This is a genomic window from Escherichia sp. R1 (assembly GCF_003000935.1).
Lineage (GTDB): Bacteria > Pseudomonadota > Gammaproteobacteria > Enterobacterales > Enterobacteriaceae > Escherichia > Escherichia coli.
Map to the genome: position 1 here is coordinate 22,636 of NZ_PSRU01000024.1, position 25,060 is coordinate 47,695.

Sequence of the window (25,060 nt, forward strand, 5' to 3'; positions counted from 1 at the left end):
ATGGTAATGAGTACCTGTCTTATCTTCTTATTGATGCTAATACTGAGCACCGCTTTACGGTGCTTTTTTCTGCGGGAATTATTCTTAAAGTTCCTGATGCTCCGGTTATGCCAATATCAGTAAACAATTTTCCTCCGTGGAGACGCAATAGTGTTACGTAAAACGCTTTTTGATGTTATATATCAGAATGTAAATATTACCGCTCATATGTCACCTGATGTTTTGTCAATGTCTTATACAGATAATGAAGATGGTCAGGTCGATGATATTTCTATTATATTAAAAAATGATGATGGGAAATGGTCTGGAGACTGGACACCTAAAAAGGGTGATTTTATTGATTTGAGCTTTAAGCCTATAAATCAAATCGTCCTTGAGTGCGGGAAATTCCAGGTAGATGGCATAACTTGCTCTGGACCACCTTCTGTGGTTGAGGTAACTGCTGTTTCTGTTCCTGTTTCATCAGGCATTAGACGTGATTTAAAAAGTAATGCATGGGAAAAAACAACTCTTAAAGATATAGCAACTTCTATAGCTAAATTAGCTAACCTTGAACTGTTGTTTCTTATTGATGGTGATAGTAATCCATATTATGCGCGTGAAGATCAAATGGAGGAAAGCGATTTAAAATTTCTCCATCGACTTTGCCAGGATGAAGGGTTGTCGTTAAAGGTCACTGATAGCCAATTAATAATATTTGCTCAAGAGATGTTTGAGCAAAAAGATCCTATCGCTACGCTTACGTTAGGTATTGATGAGATAATCAGATATAGCTTTAGCACACAATCTACAGATTTGTATAAAAGTTGCACGTGCAAATATCGCGTACCTAAAAAAAGAAAGTCGCTTTCGTATACTTGGGTAGATCCATCCGTAGAAGAAGGGTCGAATCTTAAGATAAGAAAACTGGTAGCTAATTTAGATGAAGCAAAACGTAAGGCAAAGGCTGCTTTGCGGCTTAAAAATAGATATCAAAATACCGGATCTTTAGTATTGGTTGGAGACACCAGATTGGTAGCTGGTGTAACTATAAATCTGGAGGGATTCGGTTCATTTTCTGGAAAATATCTTATATCGAAAGCTGTGCATTCAATTGGGACTAGTGGTTATACCACCTCGATTGATGTCCGAAGAGTAATTAATGGGTATTAATTATGAATGATTTAGAAACATTATTACGTCAGACTATAAGAGTTGGCGTTGTTTCTGATATTGATGATGGTGATGTTACAGCAAGAGTTACTTTCGATGATCAGGATAACGTCACTTCGGCAAAGTTATCAGTTATTGTGAAAAATACAGATAAGAATGCTGATTACTGGATGCCAGATATTGGTGAGCAAGTTTTGTGTATCTTTCATCCCGCGGGGCCGCAACAAGGTTTTATTCTTGGTAGTTTTTATGATGAAACACAGAAGCCGCCATCTAATACTGTTAATAAACGCGTCATTAGATTTAATAACGGAACTCGTATTGAGATAGACAGAGAATCTAATTTACTCCTTGTTGATGCTGTCGGAGATGTAACCATTAAGGCTACAGGAACCGTAACTATTGATGCTCCAGAAACCATCATTACCGGAAATGCTACAGTTGAAGGATTACTAACCTTCAAAGGTGGAATGAAAGGATCTTCTGCTGGAGGTGTTGCAGCTACAATTTCTGGGAATGTTAAGGTTGTTGGTGGTGATATAGATGTTGATGGGATTAAATCTAAAGGCCACCATCACACAGCTCAGGGGGAATACGCTCCGACAACGGAGGCTCAGGCATGATTGTGGGTATGCTTGGTACAATGCCTTTTGTTGCCTCATCAATAGTGGTGAATACGTTCAACAATTTTAAAAGGACGTCAAAGCGTCGTGTAGCGCGCCATGATGTTATTGGGCTTAAACCTGTTCTGGAGGATATAGGTCCAGATCTGGATGAAGTTAGTTTTAATATGCGGTTGGATACAACACTTGGCATTGTTCCATTGGCTGCGCTTTCATTACTTAGGACAATGCAATCAATTCAGGAAGTAAATCCTGTTGTAATTGGTATTCAGTATTTTGGTAATTTTATAATTACAGATATAGAGGAATCATGGACTTATTTCGGTCCAACTGGGAATCCACGAGTGATTATCGTCGGCATTAAATTACAGGAAGTCGGACAGACCTCTCTGAAAGAAGCATTAGTTGATATTGCTGGCAATATAGAGTCAAAAACTAGAAGTGCGTTAGGTAAATTATTATGAATAATACGTTTACCATATCATCACCTTCTTACTCGATTGATTGGTCGCCCAAAACAGTTGTAGAAGAAGTTTTGCAAAATGTCTCTACTATTATTAATACTCAAATTGGCACTGTACCATATGCCAGAAAATTAGGAATTAATTCAAGTCTTGTTGATAGCCCTAGTCCAATTTTTATTGCTACAGCAACACGAGAAATAATTCAAAAAATTAGTGAGTTTGAGCCTAGAGCGATTATCCATTCTGTTACTTTTGAAAGAACGGACGTTTCTGATGGTTTTATTAGGCCAAAACTTGTGATAGGAGTTAGAGAATGACGTTGCCGCGTGGTGGTTTGCCAGATATTACTTTCGCAGATTCTAACCCGACTGATATAACAACTCGTTCAATCAGGGCTTTTGAGAGTATAACAGGTGAAACATTAGCACCTGCTGATCCACGTAGATTATTCATCTTATCATTGTGTGAGATTATTATACAGCAAAGAAAAGCTATCGATTTTTCTGCAAAACAAAACCTTCTTACATATGGTGAAGGTGAATATCTCGACCATATAGGCTATCTGACGGATACGCCTAGGCTGGAAGCTCAATCTGCCTTGACTACATTTGAGTTTAATCTGTCAACAAAATTATCGGGGATATATACAATACCTGCTGGCACTCAAGTTTCAACTGGAAATGGTGTTATTTTCCAAACAGATATTTTGTTGGAAATACCTGCTGGGAAAACAGTTGGTACAGTCTCAGGATATGCTGTTATACCTGGTTTATCTGGGAATGGCTTTTTACCAGGGCAAATAAATGAGTTGGTGACTCCGTTGCCGTATGTTTCCAGCGTAAGGAATGTAACAACATCTAATTCTGGTGCTGATACGGAGTCAGATGATAATTATGCTGAAAGAATAAAACTGTCGCCGGAAAAACTGTCTACAGCAGGGCCGGAGGATTCTTATAAATATTGGACAAGAACAGCCAATCAGAATATAAAAGATGTGAATGTATATACACCATCGCCCGGAATTGTAGAAATCCGTTCTTTGTTAGAGAACGGAGATATACCTTCTAATGAACTATTAGAGCAGATAAATAGCGTTCTCTCTGCAACTAATATTCGACCATTCACAGATAAAGTTCTTGTTAAGAAACCAGAGAGCATTGAATACGATATAATAATTAAATACTGGATTAACTCATCGGACAAAAACAGAACAACTTTAATTCAAAGTGAGGTTGAGAAAGCTATTGATGAGTATAAACAATGGCAACGTTCGGTTATGGGAAGAGATATAAATCCAGATGAAATTATTCAACGTTTAAAAAATGCTGGGGCTAAAAGATTAGAAATATCAAGTCCTGTTTTTACTGTGATTGGAGAGACACAGGTCGCCAGAGAGAGAAATATAAATTGCCAGTATGCGGGGTTAGAGGATGGCTGATATCTTTAATGTTAGCTTGTTGGATGTTTTACCTCCTAACTTAGCTAGCGATCCCAACGTGATAGCTATGTCGAAAGCTATTGATGATGAACTACAAGCAATTAACAATTTAATATATAAGACAGAAATATATAGCGTTGTTGATAACCTGGACTCAGTTGTTCTCGATCATTTAGCTTGGCAATGGAATGCTGATACATGGAGGGATAGTTGGCCTGTATTGTTAAAGCGTTCTGTTTTTAAATCAATAATACGAACAAAGCGAATAAAGGGTACAAGGGCAGCGGTTGAAGATGTAGTAAATAGCTTGGGTGGAGAGGTAAACATAACAGAATGGTTTGAAACATCACCACCTGGCGAACCATATACAGCCTCAATTGTTGCTTCGATTAACTCTTTTGATGGTGCTGTTCCTTCGAAAGAGATGTTGGAGGATACGTTAAGAAGTATCAAGAGTGCAAAGTCGGCAAGAACACTATTTACATTTTCGCAAGCAACCAATGTTTCAGGTGGTGTTGGTATTGTCGGTGCTTTCCAGCCTGTGTCTTATGTACGATTAATTGGTGAGTGCTAATTTGCGATTTGTTAATCCAAGGAATTAAGCGTGAGTAAATTATTATTTACGATGACTGACGCCGGGCGTAAGGCGCTGGTTAATGCCAACAAGACTGGAACAAATAAAGTTGAGATCGTTTCTGTTGGTTTAGGTAGTAGATATTATGCCACATCAACCACACAAACAAAAATAACAGATGAAATAAAGCGACTTACCACAATAGGAGGCAAAGTCGTTTCTCCTGATACCATTCATGTAACTGCGAAGGATGATAGTAAAGATGAGTATGTTGTCCATACAATAGGTTTGTATACAAATAAAGGAACATTGTTTGCTGTATACTCGCAAGAACAAGTAATAATAAATAAAGCATCTTCTACAATTGCTTTAATATCAAGTGATATAGCAATTAAAAATCTTGATACTAAAAACATTACATTTGGTGATGTTGAGTTTATTAACCCTCCCGCAACCGAAACTGTTGTTGGAGTAGCAAGATTTGCTAATGAACAAGAAATTGATGCAGGTACAGATGATTCCCTGGCTGTTTCAGCAAAGCGGCTTAAGCAAGCTATTGTAAAACATGAGCAATCACGTAATCATCCTGATGCAACTTTAACATCAAAAGGCATTGTTCAACTCAGTAATGCCACCAATAGCACGTCTGAAAAGCTCGCAGCGACGCCTAAGGCTGTTAAGGCTGCATATGACCTGGCTGACGGAAAATATACCGCCCAGAATGCCACCACGGCACAAAAAGGGATAGTTCAGCTCAGTAGTGCCACTAACAGTACGTCTGAAACGCAGGCGGCAACGCCAAAAGCGGTCAAGGCAGCAAATGACAACGCAAATTCACGTCTGGCGAAAAATCAGAACGGTGCAGATATCCAGGATAAATCAGCTTTTCTGGACAATGTTGGCGTTACCAGCCTGACGTTTATGAAAAACAATGGCGAAATGCCGCTTGATGCTGATCTGAATACGTTTGGTCCTGTTAAGGCTTATTCAGGTATCTGGTCTAAAGCAACATCCACCAACGCAACACTGGAGAAAAATTTCCCGGAAGATAATGCTGTCGGTGTGCTTGAGGTTTTTGCTGCCGGCCATTTTGCAGGTACGCAACGCTTTACCACGAGAGACGGCAATGTATACATGCGTAAACTCGCCAATAAGTGGAATGGCACTGATGGTCCGTGGGGCGTATGGCGTCACACTCAATCTGCTACCCGCCCTTTGAGTACGACTATAGACCTGAATACGCTTGGAGCCGCCGAGCATCTTGGTTTATGGCGTAACAGTAGCTCAGCTATAGCTTCATATGAACGCAATTATCCAGAGGAAGGCGGCTTTGCTCAGGGGATGCTTGAGATCCTCGAAGGCGGAAATTATGGAAGAACGCAACGTTATACCACTCGCCGTGGAAATATGTATGTCCGCTGTCTTGCGGCAAGCTGGGATGCATCAAATCCGCAGTGGGAACCGTGGTTAAGAGTCGGTCATCAGTCAGAGAGTCGTTATTACGAAGGTGATTTGAATGATGTAACCTCACCAGGTATTTACAGCGTTACAGGTAAAGCGACCAACGGTCCAGTACTGGACGGAAACGGCGTGACTGTACTCGGCATTCTGGAAGTGTTGAGGCGGTTTGATGGTGTTAATGTATGGCAGCGTTATACAACTGCCGGAACAGGTACAACCCTTAAAGGCCGCACCTTTGAGCGCGTCTTTACCGCCAGCTCATGGAGCGAATGGCGGGAAGTCTACACCTCGTATTCACTTCCCCTGAATCTGGGTATCGGCGGTGCTGTGGCAAAGCTCACCAGCCTGGACTGGCAGACCTACGATTTTGTGCCGGGCAGTCTGATAACCGTTCGGCTTGATAACATGACCAATATTCCCAACGGTATGGACTGGGGCGTCATTGATGGCAACCTGATAAACATCTCAGTCGGTCCGAGTGATGATTCTGGTTCGGGACGCTCAATGCATGTATGGCGCAGCACTGTAAGTAAAGCCAACTACCGCTTTTTTATGGTTCGCATTTCAGGAAATCCGGGAAGCCGCACGATCACGACAAGACGTGTGCCAATTATCGACGAAGCTCAGACATGGATGGCGAAACAGACATTCAGCGGTGGTCTTTCAGGCGAACTATCCGGCAATGCTGCTACAGCAACAAAGCTGAAAACGGCAAGGACAATTAACGGCGTAAAATTTGACGGCTCGGCAAATATTGAAGCGTTTCCGCCAGGTGTTCCGCTGCCGTGGCCATCAGATACGCCACCTGCAGGTTATGCAATCATGCAGGGGCAGACGTTTGATAAGGCAGCATATCCGAAACTGGCTATTGCCTATCCTTCTGGTGTTATTCCAGATATGCGCGGCTGGACAATCAAGGGCAAACCCGCCAGTGGTCGGGCCGTATTGTCTCAGGAACAGGATGGCATTAAATCGCACACCCACAGTGCCAGCGCATCCAGTACGGATTTGGGTACGAAAACCACATCGTCGTTTGATTACGGTACTAAATCAACGAATAACACAGGTGCACATACCCACAATGTATCTGGTACTGCAAATAGTGCTGGCGCACATACTCATACCGTTCCATTAAGGAGACCAAACAGTGGCGGTATGAATTTCGACTGGCTGGATGGTTCATCAAGTGGCACGGTGGTGGGGAATGGAACTGTGCCTTCTTCTGGCGCACATACCCACTCAGTATCAGGTACCGCTACAAGTGCTGGGGCACATGCACACACTGTTGGTATTGGCGCTCATACGCACTCTGTTAAGATTGGTTCACATGGACACACCATCACCGTTAACGCTGCTGGTAACGCGGAAAACACCGTTAAAAACATCGCATTTAATTATATTGTGAGGCTTGCATAATGGCATTCAGAATGAGTGAACAATCACGTACCGTAAAAATTTATAACCTGCTGGCCGGAACTAATGAGTTTATTGGTGAAGGTGACGCATATATTCCACCTCATACAGGGCTGCCAGCTAATTCTACAGATATCGCCCCACCGGAAATTCCTGCTGGCTTTGTGGCAGTTTTTAACAGTGAAAATGAATCGTGGAATATTGTTGAAGACCATCGTGGTAAAACGGTCTATGACGTGGCGTCGGGGGACGCATTGTTTATTTCTGAACTCGGACCGCTACCAGAGAATGTCACCTGGTTGTCGCCAGCAGGGGAGTATCAGAAGTGGGACGGCGTATCCTGGGTGAATGATGAGGAAGCAGAAAAACTGTTTCGGATACGGGAAGCGGAAGAGAAAAAGGCAAGGTTGATCCAGGAAGCAACAGATAACATCGCAATTCTGCAGGATGCAGTTAATCTTGAAATAGCAACAAACGAGGAAAATTCACAACTGGATTCCTGGAGAAAATACAGAGTATTAGTGAGTAGAATTGACACCAGTACAGCTCCGGATATCGTATGGCCAGAGCTGATGAATCAGGGTTATGTTCGGGAGGACGAGCAGATAACTTCAGACTGAAATTTAGTGATGAATGTTGAATCATCAGGAATATCATGCAATACCAATGCATGAGCACCTATTGTGACATTGTTTCCTATACGCACTTTGCCACCAAGAATGGTGGCATTACAACCAATGGTCACATTATGCCCTATAACAATATCCATATCATTAAATTCCCCGCGAAGTCCAATAGTTACTCCGGGCTTAATTGAACAATTTTCACCGATTGTTACTTTGTGACCGATAACAACACTGTTGAGATAAGAAATATCAAAGCCTTTCCCTATATTTACAGTTAAAGGGACTGTTACATTATATTTATCAAGAATGAAACGTTCTATTTTTCCCGCAATCTTCCGACAGTATCCGCCTTTATCAAAAAGGTATTTGGCTATGCGCCACCAAAATAAATAACGAACCCTTCTATGTTTTATTGCGCGAACAATTGCCTTTCGCCAGGAGAAAGGACGCTCGCTACCGATTACTTCATAGTGAATACAGTCTTTAAGTTCATTAATATTCATATCTTTATTATTCAGCATAAGATAATCATGTGACCAATTATTGTAATAATTTTAATGGTATGTTTCTACTGGCTATCCAGCGTGTCTGATATCCAGTAACAAATCGTCAACACGGGTGCAATCAAATGGTGAGTGTTAAGACTGACCACTTATTACCAGGTATGAGTGGCCAGCATTAAATCAGAACAGCCCTTTAACTGAACTGGCCGCGCTGTTAAGGGATGATGTCACCTTATCTTTGAAGCCGGACAGCATATTGCTGAACGATGAGTTTACCGCAGGTTTCTGGCTGGGAATCATTGACTGGAGTTAGGCCAGTAGTATGATGCTCGCAAAACGAGATCCAATTTAGATCCTTTTACTGGTGGATTATCGTTCGATCAGTGAGAGACTTCGTGCATGACCGAAAGTGTTGTGGTAGAGTTCTCTTAAAACCACGTAACGTGGTTATGATTGTGGGTGTCTGGTTGGAAAGTGACCAGATATGGAAACAAAAAGCCCGCAGATAAATCTGCGGGCTTCTTGCGACATCCACGGAAAACCAACAACTAACCATGGGCGCCTCGACAACTCCCATTATACGTTGGTTTTCCGTGGACGCAAGAGCGAACATATGGATAGACCAATGCCGTCTCTACGTTCAGCTTACGTTTGTAATTTGTCGCCGGAGTTCCAGCCTCCAAAGCACCATACGCACAAGCTGCCGCTGGTGTTATCTGATGCTTTACAGCGCATTAATGGGCGTGATCTTACGTGTGAGGTTGCGTTCTACGTTAATCAACCGTCAGAGCGGAAGCGCCGGATAAACGAGCATCGTCGTCGGGCGATTAATGCTGTGATCGCTGCGATTTTGCACCATGTAAACATCATTTCTAAGCGGGTTCTGGCTAGTGCTGAGGCGTTGGCTGATTTTTGCGGCCTGTCTACCGTATCCGAAGCTGGGAACAAGTCTATAACGCGCTGTACAAGGGCGTTGTCGCAACTGAAAGCGTTAGGGTTTATTGATTATGAACGTCGCTGGGATCGGGTGAATAAACAGTATTGGCCAGCGAAAATAGAGATTCGTGATCAACTGCTGGAAACCGTTGGTATTACTGAACAAGCATGGAGACGTGCGGTTAGCCAGAAACTTAATTACTTCAATGCGAAGAATAGCGAACGGCTTAAAAAAGCGATAACGGAGGCTGATTATAAGCGTATTGTTATTCAGGAGCAGATGGAGAATGTATGGCGTCAGAGGAAGACGGCCAGAGAGATAAAGGCAAAACAGAAAGCAGCGGAGAGAGCTGCGCGTCTTGTTCGGGAAAAGGGAGAGGCCGAACTTCGTCATCAAATCACTAGAGAGGTTAGCCAGGAATTTGCTGATGGCATGTATCCTGGAGCTGACCTTGCATATTTACGATCCCTCGTTGAGCAGCGTTATAACAGGTTAAGAAAGACCTGGAAATCACTCCAACATTAACCCACCTGAATGATGAATCCGGTTTTACCGGAGGATTATCGACGTCGCAATAAAATATCTGTTCAAAAAACAATCTAAATTAATTTTCTCTAAACCTGAACACAGCAAAAATATCGCCTTTACAGGCATCGGCTAATAAAATTATCCACAGTTTTGATATGTATGTGCAAATGGTTTTTTATAATAGATGCACTAAACAAATAAATGCAAAATCACTTTCTTTTATTAAAACTTTCTTTATTTAACTTACGCAGGCTTTGCCTGTGAATATGTTCGCCCTTGCAGCGAGCTAAAGCTCGCGCCGGTTCGAGTCGCTACGCTCAAATATACCTCCTCCGGCACTTGCCGGAGGCATGGAGCAGCCTGATCATCCTTTTCGAAACGGCGCGTTTCGAACTATACAAAATCAATTTATATAAGCCCGAAATAAGGCCTACGGCCGGGCTTTGCAGGAAGAAGGGGCAAGCCTTATCAATAAACGTCGATAAATACGCATACTGTAGCCATCAGAACGCGATAAAACGTAAGAAACATCATTTCCTATTAGACATAGAAAACTTGTCTTATACGCAATGTAGTAAATTTTTATTGCCACATAGGAAAAGATTTCCTACCATCGTAGATATAATAAATGGAGATGGTTATGGATAAAGATACTGTTTTAAAAATGTTGAATCCGGCTTGTTTAAAAAAAGCGGATGAATGGGAATCTCCTACATGTGGAGAAGTTCGGGCAGTCATTGGCCTGACCGGAATGAGTGGCTCGCAGTTGGCCAAAAAACTAGGCTTAAAAGATAGTCGCAATGTTCGCAACTGGCAGATGTTAAAGGAGTCCACATCCAGATCCAGCATTCCGTATGCAGCCTGGGCGCTGCTGTGTTACTTCGCTGGGTTAGGGTTAATCTTCATTGATAACAAAACAGATGTTTGAAACATGCAAATATGAGGTTTGTTATGGAACTTGTACGCAAAACACGCAAAGAGTTCTTGGACCTGTATCGCATGGGAGCTTTCACTTGTGTTGTGGCTACCCAGGACGAAGTGACAAAAAGCTGGCGGCTTTTTGCTCTCAATAAAAAAGGGATTGCCGTTTTCATTGAAAAAGCCCGTGGTGGTATCCGCGAATGGGCGGGATTGAATTATGTGGCTGATTTTTGCGCAGCTATGGGGATTCGCCGCTGGGAAGTCCATATGCCAGGAGTAAAGTCACAAAAATAGGGCTTTCGCGTCGAAAATGAGGCGAAACTGAAAACGAGATTTCATTAACAAATAAGCAACATAAAAAACGGTGGAAAACGCCCAGGAAAACATGATCTTTTGAGCGGATTTTTTAGATCCGACAATGAACGGTGATCCGGTGGTGCCGATAACGTCCATTATGTTAAATAGCCCCGTTTTTCTTGAAATTATAACCTACGGGTTATATAGTTAGCGATATAAACTACAGGTTATAGGATCGATCATGTGGACGGTACTTTTTAGCCAGCGATTTGACGACTGGCTAAATGAGCAAGAAGACGCTCTTCAGGAAAAGGTTTTGGCTGATTTGAAAAATCTACAGGTTTACGGACCTGAGTTACCCAGGCCATATGCCGATACCGTAAAAGGTTCTCGGTACAAAAATATGAAAGAGCTTCGCGTTCAGTTTTCTGGCCGTCCGATAAGAGCCTTTTATGCGTTCGATCCGATTCGCCGGGCTATCGTTCTTTGTGCAGGAGACAAAAGTAACGATAAGCGGTTTTATAAAAAACTGGTGCGTATAGCTGAGGATGAGTTTGCAGCACATCTGAACACACTGGAGAGCAAGTAATGAGAACATTAGATGAGGTGATTGCCAGCCGTTCACCTGAAAGCCAGGCGCGAATTAAAGAAATGGCAGATGAGATGATTCTTGAGGTCGGCTTGCAGATGATGCGTGAAGAACTCCAGTTATCACAAAAACAGGTTGCTGAGGCGATGGGTATAAGCCAGCCAGCAGTAACAAAGCTGGAGCAGCGCGGAAATGATTTAAAGCTGGCGACATTAAAGCGTTACGTTGAAGCTATGGGAGGCAAATTAAGCCTGGATGTTGAGCTTCCCACAGGAAAACGAATAGCGTTTAACATCTGACCAGAACGAATGATAAGCCCCTGTTGCAAAGGGGCTTTTTTGTGTTCATAGAATTATATAATTATAGATTTATATAAAAAGCGCTTTACAGGTGGGAAAAAATTTCCTATGGTTATACCCGAAACCGAGCGATACCCGCCCTGGTTAAACCGGAGATAACCCGATGAGCATGATTAAAATCCGTAAAAACGCTTTCCTTAAAATTCAAACTATCCTGGCTGGTTCTGTTGGCGTGATTTGCCGTTCTTCTTCAAGCCGCATCGATGACGGCTACGATGATGAGTATCGTGTGTCCTCGTGCGATGAGGCTTTAACCTGGCTGAAGGAGAATCAGGAACGTGCCCAGGTATATCTGGAAACAGAGAACGGCAACCAGATGCTGCGTATTAGCGGTCGTTATGGATTTGAAACTACATTCATTGCCTATTTTAATCAGGCTTACTTTGACAAGGAGCTGGCCTGGTACACTGATCGCATGAGCAAAAGCGAGCCAGCCCCGATTACACCGCCGAACAATAAACCATTTTTATTCCTCGTTAAGTAAACACGATGTGCGCAAAGTGTCATTTTGACACTTTGCGAGTGTTAATATTGTGCGCGGAGGATGCTATGACGGGTTATGAATTGAAATTATGGCGTCGAGGGATGAACTGGACGCAGGAGCGAGCCGCCGAAGAATTTGGGATATCGTTGGCTACATATAAGCGATATGAGAAGGGGGAGCCGCCGAGGGGCATGGAGATGGCCATTCGCGTTCTGTCGTTTGACGATATGGTTAAAGATCTTTCACACCTTGATAAAGATGCGATTCTGTTAAGGCTGCAAACCCTTGTATGGGAAAAGGTTAAAGTGTCGTCATAATTGGAACAAGGGATCAAATGATCCTTTACGGATCGTTTTATGGTGGTGTAATGTAAGCGCCAGAAAGACAAAAACCGCCTTGCCGGGCGGTTTTCAGTCTGAAATTTAAATCTTGCTTGGTAGGCTGGATTTAAAAAGACACCTCTTGATTGGGGCGGCTTTCTTGCGTCTAAAGATAATCAAATCTTTTTGCGCCTGCAACCCCTTTTTTACTGGTGCCCATTTCAGACTCACGCTCGCGTCGTTGTCTTTGCCACTTCGTTGGGTTCGGTGTTTTTGGGCGAAGTGGCGCGCGGGTATGCGTACAAGGGGAAAGTGTGCTGACGCAAGCCAGGAACAGCGATCTAAACTAAGTCGAGTCTGAGAAAGGCAGGAGTGCGACAACTCGCCTGTGCTCTATGAGCAGAAGAAGGTATATCAGACGACCAATGGCATGATTGTGGGCCACAGGGCGCACACGGCGGCGAAGCATTGGAAACGATGTGGAGCTATCTGGTGGCATGAGTTCCGGTACTCGATCTCGAGCTTTTTTTGATGCTTTTGAGAAGGGGCCGGAACTCCGGTAAAGGGCACCCTGTATGGGGGGAGGGGGGGTTGTGTCTAAAGGAAGATCTAATACGATATTGCTTTACCCTTATATCTAAAAGGAGATTTCTATGGGGATGCTGGTGGCGTTTATTATTAGCCTGATTTTGTGTTTCTTCGTAGTTCGTGGCGCATATCGGAAACAATGTGCCTCGTCTTCTGGTAGTAGGTTCAAAGCTGTTTTAGTGAGTGGCTTTCTCGGGATTGCTACTTTTGTAGTTGTTAATACTCTTGCGGCTGTGACCTTGATCCCAGAAGACTCCAGCACTACGGCTACCACCGGAGCTGCTTTTGATGGTGTGACCGTAGATAAGTTTAAGCAGTTATATAATGATGACCTTGAAGGCATCGCTACATCAGGAAAAGCCACCTCCACTATAAGAATTAAGTCTGTTAAACAAGGTAACAACACCGTTGAATTTGCCATCAACTCATCTGTTAACGGTCGGGCTAGAGTTGATAAGGATGGAAAGATTTCTGAGTTATTATGGCGAGTATCCAAGCCTAACTCTGATTCCTTGCTTTCTATGGCCGTAGCAGTTGAAGTCTTGGATGCGTCAAGTGAAAGAGACACCGTGATTGCGCAGTTAGAGCAGATTGTTAAATCTGATATGCAGAAAGCTGAGTTCAAGACTAAGAGAGGCGAGTATTACGTTTCTCGTGACAAATCAGGGCATGTATCGCTACTGATTACACCGAAATATTAAGAATTGAAGAAGCGCCCAAATCGGGCGCTTTGTTTTATGGTTTTGCACCTGCGGCCAGTTTATCCGCAGATATTTTTATCAGTTCCTGTAGTGTCCTGGCTGGCAGGTTTGCATCCAGTACGCTGAGTATGCTGTTGTGATCAGCTTGGTCGACTACTTTGCCTGTCGGTGGTAGTAGTTTGAGCTGAGGGTTCAGATTTTCGTCAAAGCTGATAAGTGCTCTGGCGTTTCTGAGCAGATCAAGAAGTAAGGCTGATATCACATTTTCCTGAGTCATTGCTGGCAGATTTAGCGCCGCTTTGGTTTTCCCTGTTGCCTTGTCAAACTCCTTTATTAGTTCCTTCCTGTAGTTCGGTTCCGTTAATAGCCGATTATGCTCTGTTGCCGCGCGGATAATCGTTTTTTCCTGGTACAGTCGTTTAGCCAGATCACGCTCGTACTGTGTTTTTAACACGCTGCTGATAGCGTTAAAGGCTTCAATGTAGGCCAGCTTGATATCTTTCACGCCTGGACCGTCGATACTCTCCATGAGCAAGGTAAATCCGTCTTTTGTCATGCGATAGATTGTTATTTCGCGGTCGCTTCCTTCCAACGGTCGTTGCTCTTTAAAGAAATGACGCGCCGCAGCTGTGCGAGGAATGCGTAACGCATCGATGGCCATAACGATGGAATTGTTTGTGGTGCTGAATGCTTGGGCAACATCGGCTGAGGTTGTGAGTGGCTCGTTATTGCACACCTTAATGTAAAACATCGGTTTGGCGTTGAGCGTATCGACAACCTCACGAGCATTGTTTGGCGAGACGGTTACGGTCGCGGCCGTTTGCGCGTTCTGGTTGAAGTAGCAGTCTTCCAGCCGTTCGAATACATCCCACGCCTGATCGGTTTCGAGCATTTTAGCGTGACGTGCAGCCCCGCGTTCGGTCCAGAGAATTAGGGAGCGGGCATTTTTACCAACTAACCCGATTGTTTCGGGTCTGTTCTTGAACTCGCGTAATTCGTTTTTTTCAATTTTAAAGTAATGCTTTCCGGCTACGAATCGCGTCGTGTTGTTCAGAAAGTTATCAGAAATGTTTTTGATTTTTGTTCCGTATAACTGCGCCAGAAGTTCACTAGTGATAACGGGGATCTGGTTATGCAGGATAGGCTGTAGGGTGTTAACGGTCGGAAGCGTTTTCATTTTGCACCTCCCATAACTACTTTGGTTACGAGGGAGATTTTTGCGTCAGAAACAGCGTTATCGTTGCTGGCGATGCGCATAGCTTCGCGCTCGATGATTTCAGCCAGGCGGAATTTATCGGCGTATGAGGCTTTCTTGAGAAGGATCTTTACGAGGTTGACGTAATAGTCATGGGGTAGGTTTGTCATTGTGATGATTCCCTTAAAGGTTAAGGATACTCACCACCGTCAGGTTCCAATCATTGGGTGGTGAGACGTGCAGGGTTGGAACTACCGGACACAATGACGAACCGGCGAGTCTTACGACTCCCCCGCACGCCCCACCATAATTTGGGTGTAGCAGTGCTTTACGCATAAAAAAACCGCTAACGCGGTATGCGCCATTGTGTCCACGGGGTTCCAATCCCGACCGTAGATTTTGCTACGGCTCGGAAAGTGTCCACCAATGGCGCATTCATGTCAATACGGCGGGATTTTAACAGAGACAACCACATAGCGTGGGTTTATTGGTAGGCAGAAACAAAAAAACCGCCCTATTGAGGACGGTTCTTTCGTGCTGATCGGATTCGCGGTCCTTTCAGCATTACGTTGTTGTATAAACAACCACGCAAGCACAAGCAGCAAGTTAATTTTACCCAAAAGGTAATAATAGTCCACTATTATGCTTCAAAAAATTGTGGTTCTTGTTGTGCCTGCAAACTCACAGATTGTGGGTAGGTTACTGATTTTGTGAAAATAAACGAGTTTTTTCGTTTAATTTCTTTCCTATTACTAATCTTAAAATAATCGTAAAATACCTGTGGACCTTCCCGCCGATTCGCACCCGGGCACCGACTTTAGGGGAGGATTCTCCGTTGCCGTACATGCAAGCACAAGCAGCCGTGCTTGCTCTCGCGTTGTTTTCGTCGGTGGGGATGCCGTGAAACGGCCTGTAAGGGCCATACAATGAAAAAATACTGTATGTGTATTTTTATCGTTGTTACTGGGGCTTTGTTTACGCCACATGGGGAGGGTTGGAAGATTACTGATAACGCTCTGAATGTGACGATAAACATTAGCAGCAAGTAGCGATTAGGCCCCTTCGGGGGCCTTTTTTTATGGCTGAATTTAAACGCTGGAGCGCATTAAGCCTTTCAGAACTGCTTCACGTACCCATTCTGGCCTGGTGGATAGCAGGGCAAATAAGCAGCCAGCTTGCAGCCGTTTGAGGTCGGTTAGACGAGTTTTCAGTAACCGTGTATATTGTTGCTCGGACATAACAAATTCCCCTTGTTGTGTCGCGACGGCCAACAGTTGGCGCTGGAGGCCGTCACCTTCTCTTACTTCTGGTTGTATTGAGCCTTGAGTAACTCAAAAGACTTTGTCAGCACTTCTTTCAATGACATATCCATTGAGCTGGCGAACGTTTTGTACTCGCGTTTAAATTCAGGGTCGACGTTAAACGCCATTTGTGCCCCACCTGATTTGGTTCTGGTTGGCGTTTCAGTCGGGTCGAAAACCTGCGGTTGTTCGATCGATGGCGGTACGCCTTTGCTGTTCTTCTTTGGTGGTTTTGATGGTGCGGCCATGTGTATCCCCTCTTATATAAATCTATAAAACTATAATTATATATTATGCGGCAGTAGTCAGAGCCTCAAGCTGGTTGATAATCCCCTGAATAACGTCGTCTGCCTTTTTGCGTGGCGCAACGTATGAGCACTCAATGAGGCTTAAGCCCTTATCCTGAGCTTTGCTCAGAGCTGGCTTGTGGGGAATGTACTTATCGACAACAAAGTATGGCGTATTAGCCAGGTACTCTTGGGCTTCAATATAGTCAGCTTCGTTTTCAGCCGCGCCGGAAAACACCATGCAAATTTTCTTGATTGGTACACCCTTTTTAACGATGCCGTGAGCAGTGTTAACGGTGGTTTCCAGGTCATCGGTAGAGAATCGGGTTGGCAAAATAACCATATCCAGAAATTCAGATAGCTTCGGTACTGATTCAGATGCGTAGGCACCGCCATCGACGATAACCAGGTCGTATACTTCTGATTCGATGATTTTCTGGACTTGTGATGGTGTGCCGCACGGCTGCGCCGCGATTGCTGGTTCGATATTGTTGGCCATTCTGCGTTGTACCCAACGCGTTACCGTTCCGTTAAGCACATCCATATCGATCAGGCATACATTCCAGCCAGCCTTTGCATAAGCAACTGCTAAAGCACGGGCAATTGTTGATTTGGTTACGCCGCCTTTTCCGTTGAAAATACCTACAGAGATAGTCATTTGTCGAGACTCCATGTGTTTGGTTATATAATTCTATAAATCTATATTTATAGAACGAGGTAAGCATAACCAACTTTTTGGCTGATGAAAAGCTTTTTATATAATTATATAAATCTATAATCATATAAGCGGGCGTTAGCCCGCTTGCAGTCAGAGGTCAGCTATCGTTGATATCAGTTGATTTGCTAGCTGTCGCTGTTTACGTGAGAGGGTTAGAGCAGCTTCTGAGCGGTCGCTAAGAGGGGGGGTTTCATCAAGAATCATGAGGCATACAGAAATAATAGCCCTGTTATATGCCATCAATGGCTGGCACAGCTTCGATACCGCTGGCACATCGTATTGTAAGGCCGTTTTGAGGCAGACTTTTTGTTCTGATGCCAGATGAAGGATAGATTCTATCCAGTCGATATCTTTCTCATTATCAATGATTTGGCATAACATACACTCAATCGCTATGTTCAACGCTTGGATTTCGATTCCAGCAGTGATCAGAGTTTCGTTTTTATTGGCTGTATGTAATTCCATGCGTAGCCTCTTTTATACTTTTACATGTTGTCAAAACCACAAAATGTGGTTTTTTTGAGCGTAGAAATGCACGGCTTTCGCCGTGCTGTGTATCATAACCAGTTGACAACACTAACTACGCGGCCAAGAACTTTATAACGCTTAAATTCCTCGTTATTCAGATGCTTAGTGTTCATTTCAGCATCCCTTTCGGTTGACAGCATAACAGCATTGTCACCCGGTATGACTCTACAGTGCCTCAAAACAACCAGGCCATTTCTGTCTTCAAGGGCATAGATCCCCTCATGAATCTCTGTATCGTCTGTATTAATCAGGACTTGGGAGCCTGGGGATATTGTTGGTGACATTAACTCATCGTTGCTCTGGAGAACTGACAGAGACGATGGGTTGATGTTCTTGCTTCGTAGAATCTCCTGTTCTATCGCCAGCACTGGCTTTTCTCCGGCGTGCGATGCTATGTCATTTTTTATAGCTACAAGCCCAGGAATAACAGGAGCGTTAGTATTCTGGGGTGGGAACGGGTTATCTGTTAAGCACGCGATATAAGGCGCTGATGCTTTCAGGGCGTGCGCGATTTTCTTGATGGCAGGTATAGATGGTTGTCTTAATCCGGCCTCATAGTTCTGCAAGGTGCTTAAGCCTATTCCAGTGACTTGCTGGAGATCTCCGGCAGTCATGCCGGATTGTTTCCGTAGAGTCTGAATGCGCAGACCTATTTCTTTCTTGATGTTCTCGTCGTTGCTTTTCATGTCTCATCAATCGTGAATGGTGGGTTATTTATACATTACCACATTTAGTGGTTTTCACATGGTAAGACGAGAGGTGGACCACAAATAGAAGGTTATTTTTTGTTTCGCTCATTGAAAAAACTCACGATATGTGGTTTTAATACCACGTATCGTGGTTTTAACTGGAGTTCGTTAAATGACCTTTCAGGAGTGGGTTGACGAAAATGGAGGCCAAATTGGTGTTGCCAGAAAGTTTGGCTTTACGTCATCACTGATTGGTGCCTGGTATCGCTTCGAGAGATTCCCTCGTGCGGATAACCTGACGCTGCTGGTGGCGTATTCGGAAGGCCGGATTAACGTCCAGCAATGGGCGGCAGATTTTGCCGAACGTCAGCGCCAGCGTAGCGATGGCACATCGGTTCGGCAGAACAAGATCAAAGGGAATCTCCCTGTTAACTGCTTATCAAGGCTGAAAGCGGTTTTCTCTGAGCTGGGGATGCCTGCGGAGCGTTGCAATCTACGCGGTCCGCGATTCATTGCTCGCTGGAAACACTCACACGTAACCGTTTCAGAGGTTCGTGATGCGATTACCGTACTGGAGCTTAAGAATAAAGATTCCAGCGATATCGAGCTGATTCATAAGGAGATTAGCAACGCCCGGCGTTCAGCACTTGGGAGGCTTGAGGAATGATGATTCTGGCCTTCTTTGGTGATAATCACCAGATTCAATCGCAGGTGGTGCACTACCTTGATCAAACGATTAAAGGATTTGTTATCGATCATATTGATAACGATAGCAAACGTCTATCTGTAGAGCAGAAAATTGGAGGTGTGCAGCGACTGGTTGCCAGCCGTAACAGACGTGACACCGTAACAGTCGTTACGGGGATTACGGAGGTCATGGAGTACCAGATGTTGCTGCATCGTGGAGCTGTTTTCTGCGTTCTTCCTGGTATTCTGCCAGCAATTCTTGCTCGTGGTTTTGTCCCTATTGATGAGTCGTTCTTATATGTAACCCCAAGCCGTTCCCTTCTGGATACGGAGGCGAAGCGTCGCATTTATATGATGCCGGACGAGGCATTTTCTGAATGTTACCGCCGTGAAATGAGGTTGGGTAAACGAGAAGTGTCTGTTGTTCGTGATGGCAGGTTTTTAAGAAGCCGCACGGTGAAAAGCACCAGAAATGACGGGGGCCATCAATGAGTAGTTATGTTCGCGGTGCTGCGATGCATTGCCAGAATCCCCAATTCTGGCGCTTTCTGACCAGTAAAACAGGGAAGAACGTTTCAAACAGTTCTGAGGCCTCTGTGATTCTGCGTGAGTTTTGCGGGATCTCATCCCGTAAAGAGCTGGCAAAGAACTACGCGGCCAGAAGCATGTATGTCCAGTTAATCAACGAGTTCAACCTCTTTATCAATGGTAAGGGGCGCTGATGAACGGACGTACACCAACGAAGAAAGAGAAACTTTATATACAAGCGGTGCTCACTCACGTGGGTTGCATAGCTTGCATTATTGATGGCCGTGAAATTGAGAATCCAGAGCTGTGGACGGAGCTACATCACGATCCTGATTACGGCAGCGTTGATGAGAATTGCCACTTCCATAGCTTTGGGTTGTGCGCACCACATCATCGCGGTGTTGTGCCTGGTGGTGGGCGTGTGCCTCCGCATATTGCCGTTCGTCACCCTCCCCTGAGTAATTGTGCTCGCTTTGTTGAGCGTTATGGCACAGATGAATTTTTGTGTGCGCAGACGTGGGAGCTGTTGCCGCAGTCAGTTAAAGACGAAATTGGGTTTGATCTTAGTCTTGGTGAAGTACCAGGGGATACCAAATGAGATATACCGGCTTTCGCAAACCAGCGACAAGGAAAAGCAAATACGGCAATAAAAAAACGGTTGTCGATGATATCGCTTTTGATAGCAAAAAAGAGGCTGATTACTACTGCGAACTGAAGCTACTGAGAAAAGCTGGCCGCGTTGTGACGTTTCTTATGCAGGTGCCTTTTCATCTGCCAGGTGGTGTCGTTTATAAACTTGATTTCATGGTGTTTTATGACGATGGGACGATTGATTGTGTCGACACTAAAGGTGTGCGAACAGACGTCTACATCATGAAGAAAAAGCAGGTAGAGGCGCTTTATCCCGTCACGATACGGGAGATCTGAACAGTGAGACGCGATCTGGATAGCTTGTTTGAGCTATGGGCGCTGTGGGTGCGCAATGGCTGCAACGCCCGTAGCGGTTTCGCGTCGATGTTAGAAATGATGATGGTTACGCGCTGCCAGTTTACCGGAGGGGGCGGCGCACCAAATGACTCACTGGAAACCAGTATAGAGGGAGCGGTGACGGCCCTCACGGTAGTTGATGAGACTGCGGCGCTGGTTGTCCGAATTGAATACGGGGCGTGGGAGATTCGGGGCCTCGACATAAATGCACCGCATATTGATAAAGCCCACGCCCTTTCTCTTAGCCTCAGACAGTATCGCCGGAAGCTGGCAAAAGCCAGGGCGTATGTTGTCGACTATTTGAAAAAGCGAAGAGAGTAAAAGTGTCATTTTGAGCTGTTTTGATGGTGTGTAGACATCGGGAACATCGAAAATCTATAAATATATAATTATAGATTTATATAAAAAGTGCTTTACAGGTGGGAAAAAATTTCCTATGGTTATACCCGAAACCGAGCGATACCCGCCCTGGTTAAACCGGAGAAATCTGATGAATAAACAAGTAATTATTTCTGACTGGATCAACAACCCTAACAGCCTGTTAAGCACTGATACTGGCTACCTATTACGCCATGTTAATGGTCGTATGGTCAAAAGCGATGAGCACGAAACCTTTTTCTTTGTTGAAGACGATGGGCGTATCTATGAGGATGGTTACTCTTATGAAGCCCAAACTGGTTGTATCCCTGCGGAGCTGGTGGACGTAACAGAAGATCTGCGCAAAGCATGGCTTGAACAGCAGCAGCGCGGAGATGATTACGTAAACACCTATCAGGAACGCCAGAACGCGCGTCTTGCCCGATATATTGCTCGTGCAGAAAAAGCCAGAAAAGAAGGTGCGGTAGCGCATAAGCGAGCGCATGACCTGTTGGATGTGATCCCGTTAGGCCAGCCGATTTTAGTTGACCATTATAGCGCGAAAGGCCATCGCCGCCGTTTGTCTAAAGCTGATGCGTTATTCAGAAAAGCGTTTGTTGAATGCGAAAGTAAAGCATCACACTACGAGAGCAAAGCCGCAGGTGTTGGTCGTAATGGAATTTCGTCTGATGATCCTGATGCGCTATTTAAGTTGCTTCGTAAGCTGCAAGGCTGCATGAAGTCACACGTCAAAATGAAGGCCGCAAATAAGGCCATTCGCAAATACAAAAAAGACCAAATACAGCAGCTTTCTGCATTAATCGATCTCAGGTTTACAGAAAGCGAAGCCAAAGAGTTACTGGCCGGAGATTTCTGTGGGCGCATCGGATTCCCTTCATACGCACTGAGCAACAATAACGCCGAAATCAAACGACTACAGAGCCGTATTAAGGAGCTTGAATCGGTCAAGTCTGTAACAGGAGCACAGCGCGAAGAATACGACGGCTTTTCTATGGAGATAGATCCAGAGGATAACCGCATCCTGTTTTATTTCCCTGGCAAACCAGAGGCAAACATTCGTTCGCTGCTTAAATCACGCGCCTTTAAGTGGAGTCCAACCCGTAATGCATGGGTTCGCAAGATTACTCCAAACGCCCTGGCTGATGCCCGATATCTAAAAGAATCGCTATTGAAAGCCTGACAGTAAGCCTACGGCGGGACGTCTCCCGCCGTATATAGAATTATATATTTATATAAATGTATAAGGACGCCTCGACAATGAAACGCAAAATTATTAACCCCCAAGATGTGATTAATTTCCTGACCGATCACCCATGTTCAAAAGTGGACGTAATCGCGGAGCACATTGGTGTGTCGCAGAACTCTATGCGTTGCAGACTGAGAAGCATGGTTGCCGAAGGACAGATAACAACCAGGAAAATAAATGGTTGCCTGTACTACTCCGCTAAACCGGAATTGCCATTTGGCATGAATCCTAACTCCATGTTGTTTAACACCTTATTAGCCAAAGTTAAGCCGTTGAGAGGGGCTGTGGCATGAGCATCAAAACCCATACCGGAATAATCATTACCAATGATGGTGAGAAAAAAGTGAAGTTGCGCGAGACGCCGACAACCTGGTGTGTTGGTCCGAAAGAAACATATCGCAAGGAAGATGGCCGTCGTTGTGGGGCACCACTTTCCCGCCGTCGCCTCCTTTTGAGCACGATAAAACCTATCGGGCAGGTTGAGCAACCAACGACTCCGGTAACGAAGATTTCAGACAAGAGTCTGGCAAACCTGATCGCCGATGCGGACAAGGTGCTGGAGCGGAACACCCCAGTAGCCGATGAGGAATGGTGGCAGGATTTCCGAGCCGCAATGCTAGAGCTTCAGGAACGTCGTCGGGAGGAGTTGAAGTGAGCAAGAAAAATGCCGGATGGGTCAGGCCAATGAAGGCGAATAAACATCATTATTTTAATGAAGGTGAAGTAACCAGCATTTGCGGCCGTTGGATGTATTTTGGTGATTACCGTGAGCCAGACACTTTTGAGAGTCCTGATGATTGCGTGTCTTGTCGCCGGAAATTGAACAAGGTGGCTTCTAAATGAAAGAACGTGGTGTTGTTTTTAATGACGATATGGTTAGGGCCATCCTCGAAGGAAGGAAGACGCAGACTCGCCGACCTGTAAAAAATGTCAGGGCCGATAACTGCCTGGTTATCCGTAAACCGACAAAGAAACGCAATGGTGTCTATACCCACGTTATGGATGCACCGGAACATGGTTTATGCCCGTTCGGTAACGTTGGTGATCGCATATGGGTACGTGAAACATTCAACGCTTTTTGGCTGGATAACGATGTCATTCAGGAAATCAAAGATGGTGTCTCTCTGGCTTCTGAACTGTGTGATTACAAGGCTGATTACTCAGATAGTAGCAAGCCAGCTGAGGGTTGGACCCCATCAATTCACATGCCACGTTGGGCCAGCCGTATTCTGTTGGAAATAACCGACGTGCGTGTGGAACGGCTACATGACATGAGCGAGGCAGATGCTAAAGCAGAAGGCGCATCTCCGGTGACGTACAAGATTACACCGCCGGAAGCTGTTTATCGCGTTGGCTTTGGTGATATCTGGCGCGGTATTTACGGGCAAGAGAACTGGCTATCTAACCCGTGGGTATGGGTAATTGAGTTTAAGCGTATTAAGGAAGCATAACTATGAGCAAATCACTTAACGCACGCTGCATCCGTCGCTGGACCGTCGAATTTAAAGGCCGCTGCGACTCAAAATATAGCCCGTATTGGCGTAAGCGCGACCTGCGGGGGTACATCCGTGAGGTTGCACTGAACACCGCGGATTGCATGGTCGAGCGTATGGCCGAGGATAATGCGATGGTAGATTTTCAGGGGGCTAATCGAGGATGGTCGCCGGAGTTCTCAGCCTGGTACCACGAACGCCGTGAACAGTATCTCAAAGAGGCGCGCGACCATCTGAACGAAGACGCCACCAATGACGAGGTTGACGAGGAGATTCAGAACGAGCTGGAGGCCTGGAATGACTAACAGCACAGCAATTAACTATCAGGCACTACGTGAGATAGCAAAACAGGCAACACAGGGCGAATGGGTCGCATTTATTTCGTCGGGTACTGGTACATATGCGGTGCATACACCCGGTGATAAACGATGTGAAGACGTTATCAAATGGACCGGCTTTGACGGACAGAAAAACGCAGAGAACAACGCTCGTTATATCGCAGCTTTCAACCCAGAAGTAGTGCAGGCGTTGCTGAATGAACGGGAAGCACAAAGCAAACGCATTGCTGAACTGGAGGCCAGTCGTGCGGCGCTGGCGGCGGAGAATGCAGGGCTTAAGGCGATATGTGATGACCGTCGCAGGTTCATCATGAATGGGGTGCAGACGGGTTATATCAAGGTGCCAACAGCGGAAACAGCTCCAGACCTTGAGACAATTCGCATTGCTATATCACCACAAAAGCCCATTCCAGCCACCGATGCTTTCCTGGCTGAAATACGTGCGGAGGCACGCAACGAGGGGATTAACTACACCGCAAGCCGTCTTGCTGCTGCGTTCAATCACGGATTTATCAATAAGTCTTTGCGTGAAGTTTTCGACGTTACACGCATGATTTTGTCAGCGAAAGAAGAGTTGGCTAATGAACCGCACCCGATTGATGGCCTGTCCGGTGAATATGCGGAGAAATCTCTTGAGGAGTGGGCGGAACAGATTCGTAAAGGAGGCGACAAGTGAGCAATTTAGCGAGGCTACGAGCAGTATTTAG

At 44.9% G+C, this 25,060-nt stretch carries 36 protein-coding genes and 2 pseudogenes; 29 read left to right on the top strand and 9 right to left on the bottom strand.

What is annotated here, in order from left to right; all coding sequences use genetic code 11:
* Positions 1–150: 150 nt before the first annotated feature.
* From C4F37_RS23400 to C4F37_RS23435, 8 genes are read left to right on the top strand one after another with little or no spacing between them, the layout of a single operon-like run.
* A complete protein-coding gene (locus C4F37_RS23400; RefSeq protein WP_001705025.1) occupies positions 151–1,152 on the top strand; it encodes a phage late control D family protein in 1,002 nt (333 codons plus the stop codon).
* Positions 1,153–1,154: 2 nt separating this feature from the next.
* A complete protein-coding gene (locus tag C4F37_RS23405) occupies positions 1,155–1,775 on the top strand; it encodes a phage baseplate assembly protein V (protein ID WP_001523073.1) in 621 nt (206 codons plus the stop codon).
* Positions 1,772–2,239 (top strand): phage tail protein, encoded by a 468-nt coding sequence (locus C4F37_RS23410; protein ID WP_000635200.1) that lies wholly within the window; start codon positions 1,772–1,774, stop codon positions 2,237–2,239. Before C4F37_RS23405 ends, C4F37_RS23410 begins: the two co-directional genes overlap by 4 nt.
* A complete protein-coding gene (locus C4F37_RS23415; protein WP_001523074.1) occupies positions 2,236–2,556 on the top strand; it encodes a hypothetical protein in 321 nt (106 codons plus the stop codon). Before C4F37_RS23410 ends, C4F37_RS23415 begins: the two co-directional genes overlap by 4 nt.
* The gene (locus tag C4F37_RS23420) at positions 2,553–3,677 is read left to right on the top strand and encodes a baseplate assembly protein (RefSeq protein WP_001705026.1); all 1,125 of its coding nucleotides are present in this window, start codon (positions 2,553–2,555) and stop codon (positions 3,675–3,677) included. The genes C4F37_RS23415 and C4F37_RS23420 overlap by 4 nt, the downstream gene beginning before the upstream one ends.
* On the top strand, positions 3,670–4,251 hold the full coding sequence (locus C4F37_RS23425) for a phage tail protein I (RefSeq protein WP_023908964.1): 582 nt from the start codon (positions 3,670–3,672) through the stop codon (positions 4,249–4,251). Before C4F37_RS23420 ends, C4F37_RS23425 begins: the two co-directional genes overlap by 8 nt.
* Before the next feature lie 30 nt (positions 4,252–4,281).
* Positions 4,282–7,128, top strand: a complete 2,847-nt coding sequence (locus C4F37_RS23430) for a phage tail protein (protein ID WP_032154028.1) — start codon at positions 4,282–4,284, stop codon at positions 7,126–7,128.
* Positions 7,128–7,745 (top strand): tail fiber assembly protein, encoded by a 618-nt coding sequence (locus C4F37_RS23435; protein ID WP_001523080.1) that lies wholly within the window; start codon positions 7,128–7,130, stop codon positions 7,743–7,745. The genes C4F37_RS23430 and C4F37_RS23435 overlap by 1 nt, the downstream gene beginning before the upstream one ends.
* Here C4F37_RS23435 and C4F37_RS23440 read toward each other — a convergent pair.
* Together C4F37_RS23440 and C4F37_RS27975 are read right to left on the bottom strand one after the other, a co-directional pair.
* Positions 7,709–8,254: a transferase gene (locus C4F37_RS23440; protein ID WP_001704996.1), complete on the bottom strand. Its 546-nt coding sequence runs from the start codon at positions 8,252–8,254 to the stop codon at positions 7,709–7,711. The two genes, C4F37_RS23435 and C4F37_RS23440, sit on opposite strands and share 37 nt — an antisense overlap.
* A gap of 180 nt (positions 8,255–8,434) precedes the next feature.
* Positions 8,435–8,527 (bottom strand): annotated as a pseudogene (locus C4F37_RS27975) (hypothetical protein); the annotation flags it as partial.
* 211 nt (positions 8,528–8,738) lie between these two features.
* Here C4F37_RS27975 and repA point away from each other — a divergent pair.
* The 8 genes from repA (at position 8,739) to C4F37_RS23480 (ending at position 13,978) form a co-directional block, all read left to right on the top strand.
* Complete coding sequence (gene repA, locus C4F37_RS23445; protein WP_001420765.1) at positions 8,739–9,716, top strand: plasmid replication initiator RepA; 978 nt, start codon at positions 8,739–8,741, stop codon at positions 9,714–9,716.
* 643 nt (positions 9,717–10,359) lie between these two features.
* The gene (locus C4F37_RS23450) at positions 10,360–10,647 is read left to right on the top strand and encodes a hypothetical protein (protein WP_000356589.1); all 288 of its coding nucleotides are present in this window, start codon (positions 10,360–10,362) and stop codon (positions 10,645–10,647) included.
* Between the two features lie 23 nt (positions 10,648–10,670).
* Entirely contained in the window at positions 10,671–10,934 is a 264-nt protein-coding gene (locus C4F37_RS23455; protein WP_000424604.1) for a hypothetical protein, read from the top strand.
* A gap of 244 nt (positions 10,935–11,178) precedes the next feature.
* Complete coding sequence (locus C4F37_RS23460; protein ID WP_025667955.1) at positions 11,179–11,526, top strand: type II toxin-antitoxin system RelE/ParE family toxin; 348 nt, start codon at positions 11,179–11,181, stop codon at positions 11,524–11,526.
* Positions 11,526–11,825, top strand: coding sequence for a helix-turn-helix domain-containing protein (locus C4F37_RS23465; RefSeq protein ID WP_001259436.1), 300 nt, complete (start codon positions 11,526–11,528; stop codon positions 11,823–11,825). Before C4F37_RS23460 ends, C4F37_RS23465 begins: the two co-directional genes overlap by 1 nt.
* Before the next feature lie 163 nt (positions 11,826–11,988).
* On the top strand, positions 11,989–12,369 hold the full coding sequence (locus C4F37_RS23470; protein ID WP_032154029.1) for a hypothetical protein: 381 nt from the start codon (positions 11,989–11,991) through the stop codon (positions 12,367–12,369).
* Between the two features lie 65 nt (positions 12,370–12,434).
* On the top strand, positions 12,435–12,686 hold the full coding sequence (locus C4F37_RS23475) for a helix-turn-helix domain-containing protein (protein ID WP_032154030.1): 252 nt from the start codon (positions 12,435–12,437) through the stop codon (positions 12,684–12,686).
* A 656-nt stretch (positions 12,687–13,342) separates the two neighbouring features.
* On the top strand, positions 13,343–13,978 hold the full coding sequence (locus tag C4F37_RS23480; RefSeq protein WP_032154031.1) for a hypothetical protein: 636 nt from the start codon (positions 13,343–13,345) through the stop codon (positions 13,976–13,978).
* 34 nt (positions 13,979–14,012) lie between these two features.
* Here C4F37_RS23480 and C4F37_RS27980 read toward each other — a convergent pair whose 3' ends face one another.
* The 7 genes and pseudogenes from C4F37_RS27980 to C4F37_RS23510 all read right to left on the bottom strand — a co-directional run bounded on the left by C4F37_RS27980 (position 14,013) and on the right by C4F37_RS23510 (position 18,693).
* Positions 14,013–14,729: a Rha family transcriptional regulator gene (locus C4F37_RS27980; RefSeq protein ID WP_261630863.1), complete on the bottom strand. Its 717-nt coding sequence runs from the start codon at positions 14,727–14,729 to the stop codon at positions 14,013–14,015.
* Positions 14,730–14,807: 78 nt separating this feature from the next.
* Positions 14,808–15,155, bottom strand: a pseudogene (locus tag C4F37_RS27985) (ORF6N domain-containing protein); the annotation flags it as partial.
* On the bottom strand, positions 15,152–15,343 hold the full coding sequence (locus C4F37_RS23490) for a hypothetical protein (RefSeq protein ID WP_000183351.1): 192 nt from the start codon (positions 15,341–15,343) through the stop codon (positions 15,152–15,154). The pseudogene C4F37_RS27985 and the gene C4F37_RS23490, both read right to left, overlap by 4 nt.
* Before the next feature lie 1,130 nt (positions 15,344–16,473).
* On the bottom strand, positions 16,474–16,722 hold the full coding sequence (locus C4F37_RS23495; protein WP_000730008.1) for a hypothetical protein: 249 nt from the start codon (positions 16,720–16,722) through the stop codon (positions 16,474–16,476).
* 43 nt (positions 16,723–16,765) lie between these two features.
* On the bottom strand, positions 16,766–17,419 hold the full coding sequence (locus C4F37_RS23500) for a ParA family protein (protein ID WP_000156167.1): 654 nt from the start codon (positions 17,417–17,419) through the stop codon (positions 16,766–16,768).
* Positions 17,420–17,569: 150 nt separating this feature from the next.
* Entirely contained in the window at positions 17,570–17,944 is a 375-nt protein-coding gene (locus tag C4F37_RS23505; RefSeq protein ID WP_004105266.1) for a hypothetical protein, read from the bottom strand.
* Between the two features lie 92 nt (positions 17,945–18,036).
* Positions 18,037–18,693: an XRE family transcriptional regulator gene (locus C4F37_RS23510; protein WP_000839976.1), complete on the bottom strand. Its 657-nt coding sequence runs from the start codon at positions 18,691–18,693 to the stop codon at positions 18,037–18,039.
* Between the two features lie 175 nt (positions 18,694–18,868).
* Here C4F37_RS23510 and C4F37_RS23515 point away from each other — a divergent pair, with 175 nt between their 5' ends.
* The 13 genes from C4F37_RS23515 (at position 18,869) to C4F37_RS23575 (ending at position 25,029) form a co-directional block, all read left to right on the top strand.
* Positions 18,869–19,363: a hypothetical protein gene (locus C4F37_RS23515; RefSeq protein WP_001523091.1), complete on the top strand. Its 495-nt coding sequence runs from the start codon at positions 18,869–18,871 to the stop codon at positions 19,361–19,363.
* Positions 19,360–19,875 carry a hypothetical protein gene (locus C4F37_RS23520; RefSeq protein ID WP_001523092.1) on the top strand — a complete coding sequence of 172 codons (516 nt, stop codon included), beginning with the start codon at positions 19,360–19,362 and terminating at the stop codon, positions 19,873–19,875. The genes C4F37_RS23515 and C4F37_RS23520 overlap by 4 nt, the downstream gene beginning before the upstream one ends.
* Positions 19,872–20,105: a hypothetical protein gene (locus tag C4F37_RS23525; protein WP_000100624.1), complete on the top strand. Its 234-nt coding sequence runs from the start codon at positions 19,872–19,874 to the stop codon at positions 20,103–20,105. Before C4F37_RS23520 ends, C4F37_RS23525 begins: the two co-directional genes overlap by 4 nt.
* A complete protein-coding gene (locus C4F37_RS23530; RefSeq protein WP_001014473.1) occupies positions 20,105–20,509 on the top strand; it encodes a Ref family recombination enhancement nuclease in 405 nt (134 codons plus the stop codon). Before C4F37_RS23525 ends, C4F37_RS23530 begins: the two co-directional genes overlap by 1 nt.
* Positions 20,506–20,838, top strand: a complete 333-nt coding sequence (locus tag C4F37_RS23535) for a DUF1064 domain-containing protein (RefSeq protein ID WP_001270825.1) — start codon at positions 20,506–20,508, stop codon at positions 20,836–20,838. Before C4F37_RS23530 ends, C4F37_RS23535 begins: the two co-directional genes overlap by 4 nt.
* Before the next feature lie 3 nt (positions 20,839–20,841).
* Positions 20,842–21,219, top strand: a complete 378-nt coding sequence (locus C4F37_RS23540) for a hypothetical protein (RefSeq protein ID WP_001250512.1) — start codon at positions 20,842–20,844, stop codon at positions 21,217–21,219.
* A gap of 169 nt (positions 21,220–21,388) precedes the next feature.
* Positions 21,389–22,456, top strand: coding sequence for a DUF3560 domain-containing protein (locus tag C4F37_RS23545; protein WP_016240767.1), 1,068 nt, complete (start codon positions 21,389–21,391; stop codon positions 22,454–22,456).
* A gap of 77 nt (positions 22,457–22,533) precedes the next feature.
* Positions 22,534–22,815 (top strand): hypothetical protein, encoded by a 282-nt coding sequence (locus tag C4F37_RS23550; RefSeq protein ID WP_000823235.1) that lies wholly within the window; start codon positions 22,534–22,536, stop codon positions 22,813–22,815.
* Entirely contained in the window at positions 22,812–23,177 is a 366-nt protein-coding gene (locus tag C4F37_RS23555) for a hypothetical protein (RefSeq protein ID WP_001521425.1), read from the top strand. Before C4F37_RS23550 ends, C4F37_RS23555 begins: the two co-directional genes overlap by 4 nt.
* A gap of 29 nt (positions 23,178–23,206) precedes the next feature.
* Entirely contained in the window at positions 23,207–23,365 is a 159-nt protein-coding gene (locus C4F37_RS23560; RefSeq protein WP_001706266.1) for a hypothetical protein, read from the top strand.
* Complete coding sequence (locus tag C4F37_RS23565) at positions 23,362–23,973, top strand: phage family protein (protein WP_032154033.1); 612 nt, start codon at positions 23,362–23,364, stop codon at positions 23,971–23,973. Before C4F37_RS23560 ends, C4F37_RS23565 begins: the two co-directional genes overlap by 4 nt.
* 2 nt (positions 23,974–23,975) lie before the next feature.
* Entirely contained in the window at positions 23,976–24,320 is a 345-nt protein-coding gene (locus C4F37_RS23570) for a hypothetical protein (protein WP_001705006.1), read from the top strand.
* The gene (locus tag C4F37_RS23575) at positions 24,313–25,029 is read left to right on the top strand and encodes an ead/Ea22-like family protein (protein WP_023908961.1); all 717 of its coding nucleotides are present in this window, start codon (positions 24,313–24,315) and stop codon (positions 25,027–25,029) included. Before C4F37_RS23570 ends, C4F37_RS23575 begins: the two co-directional genes overlap by 8 nt.
* The last annotated feature ends 31 nt before the right edge of the window (positions 25,030–25,060 follow it).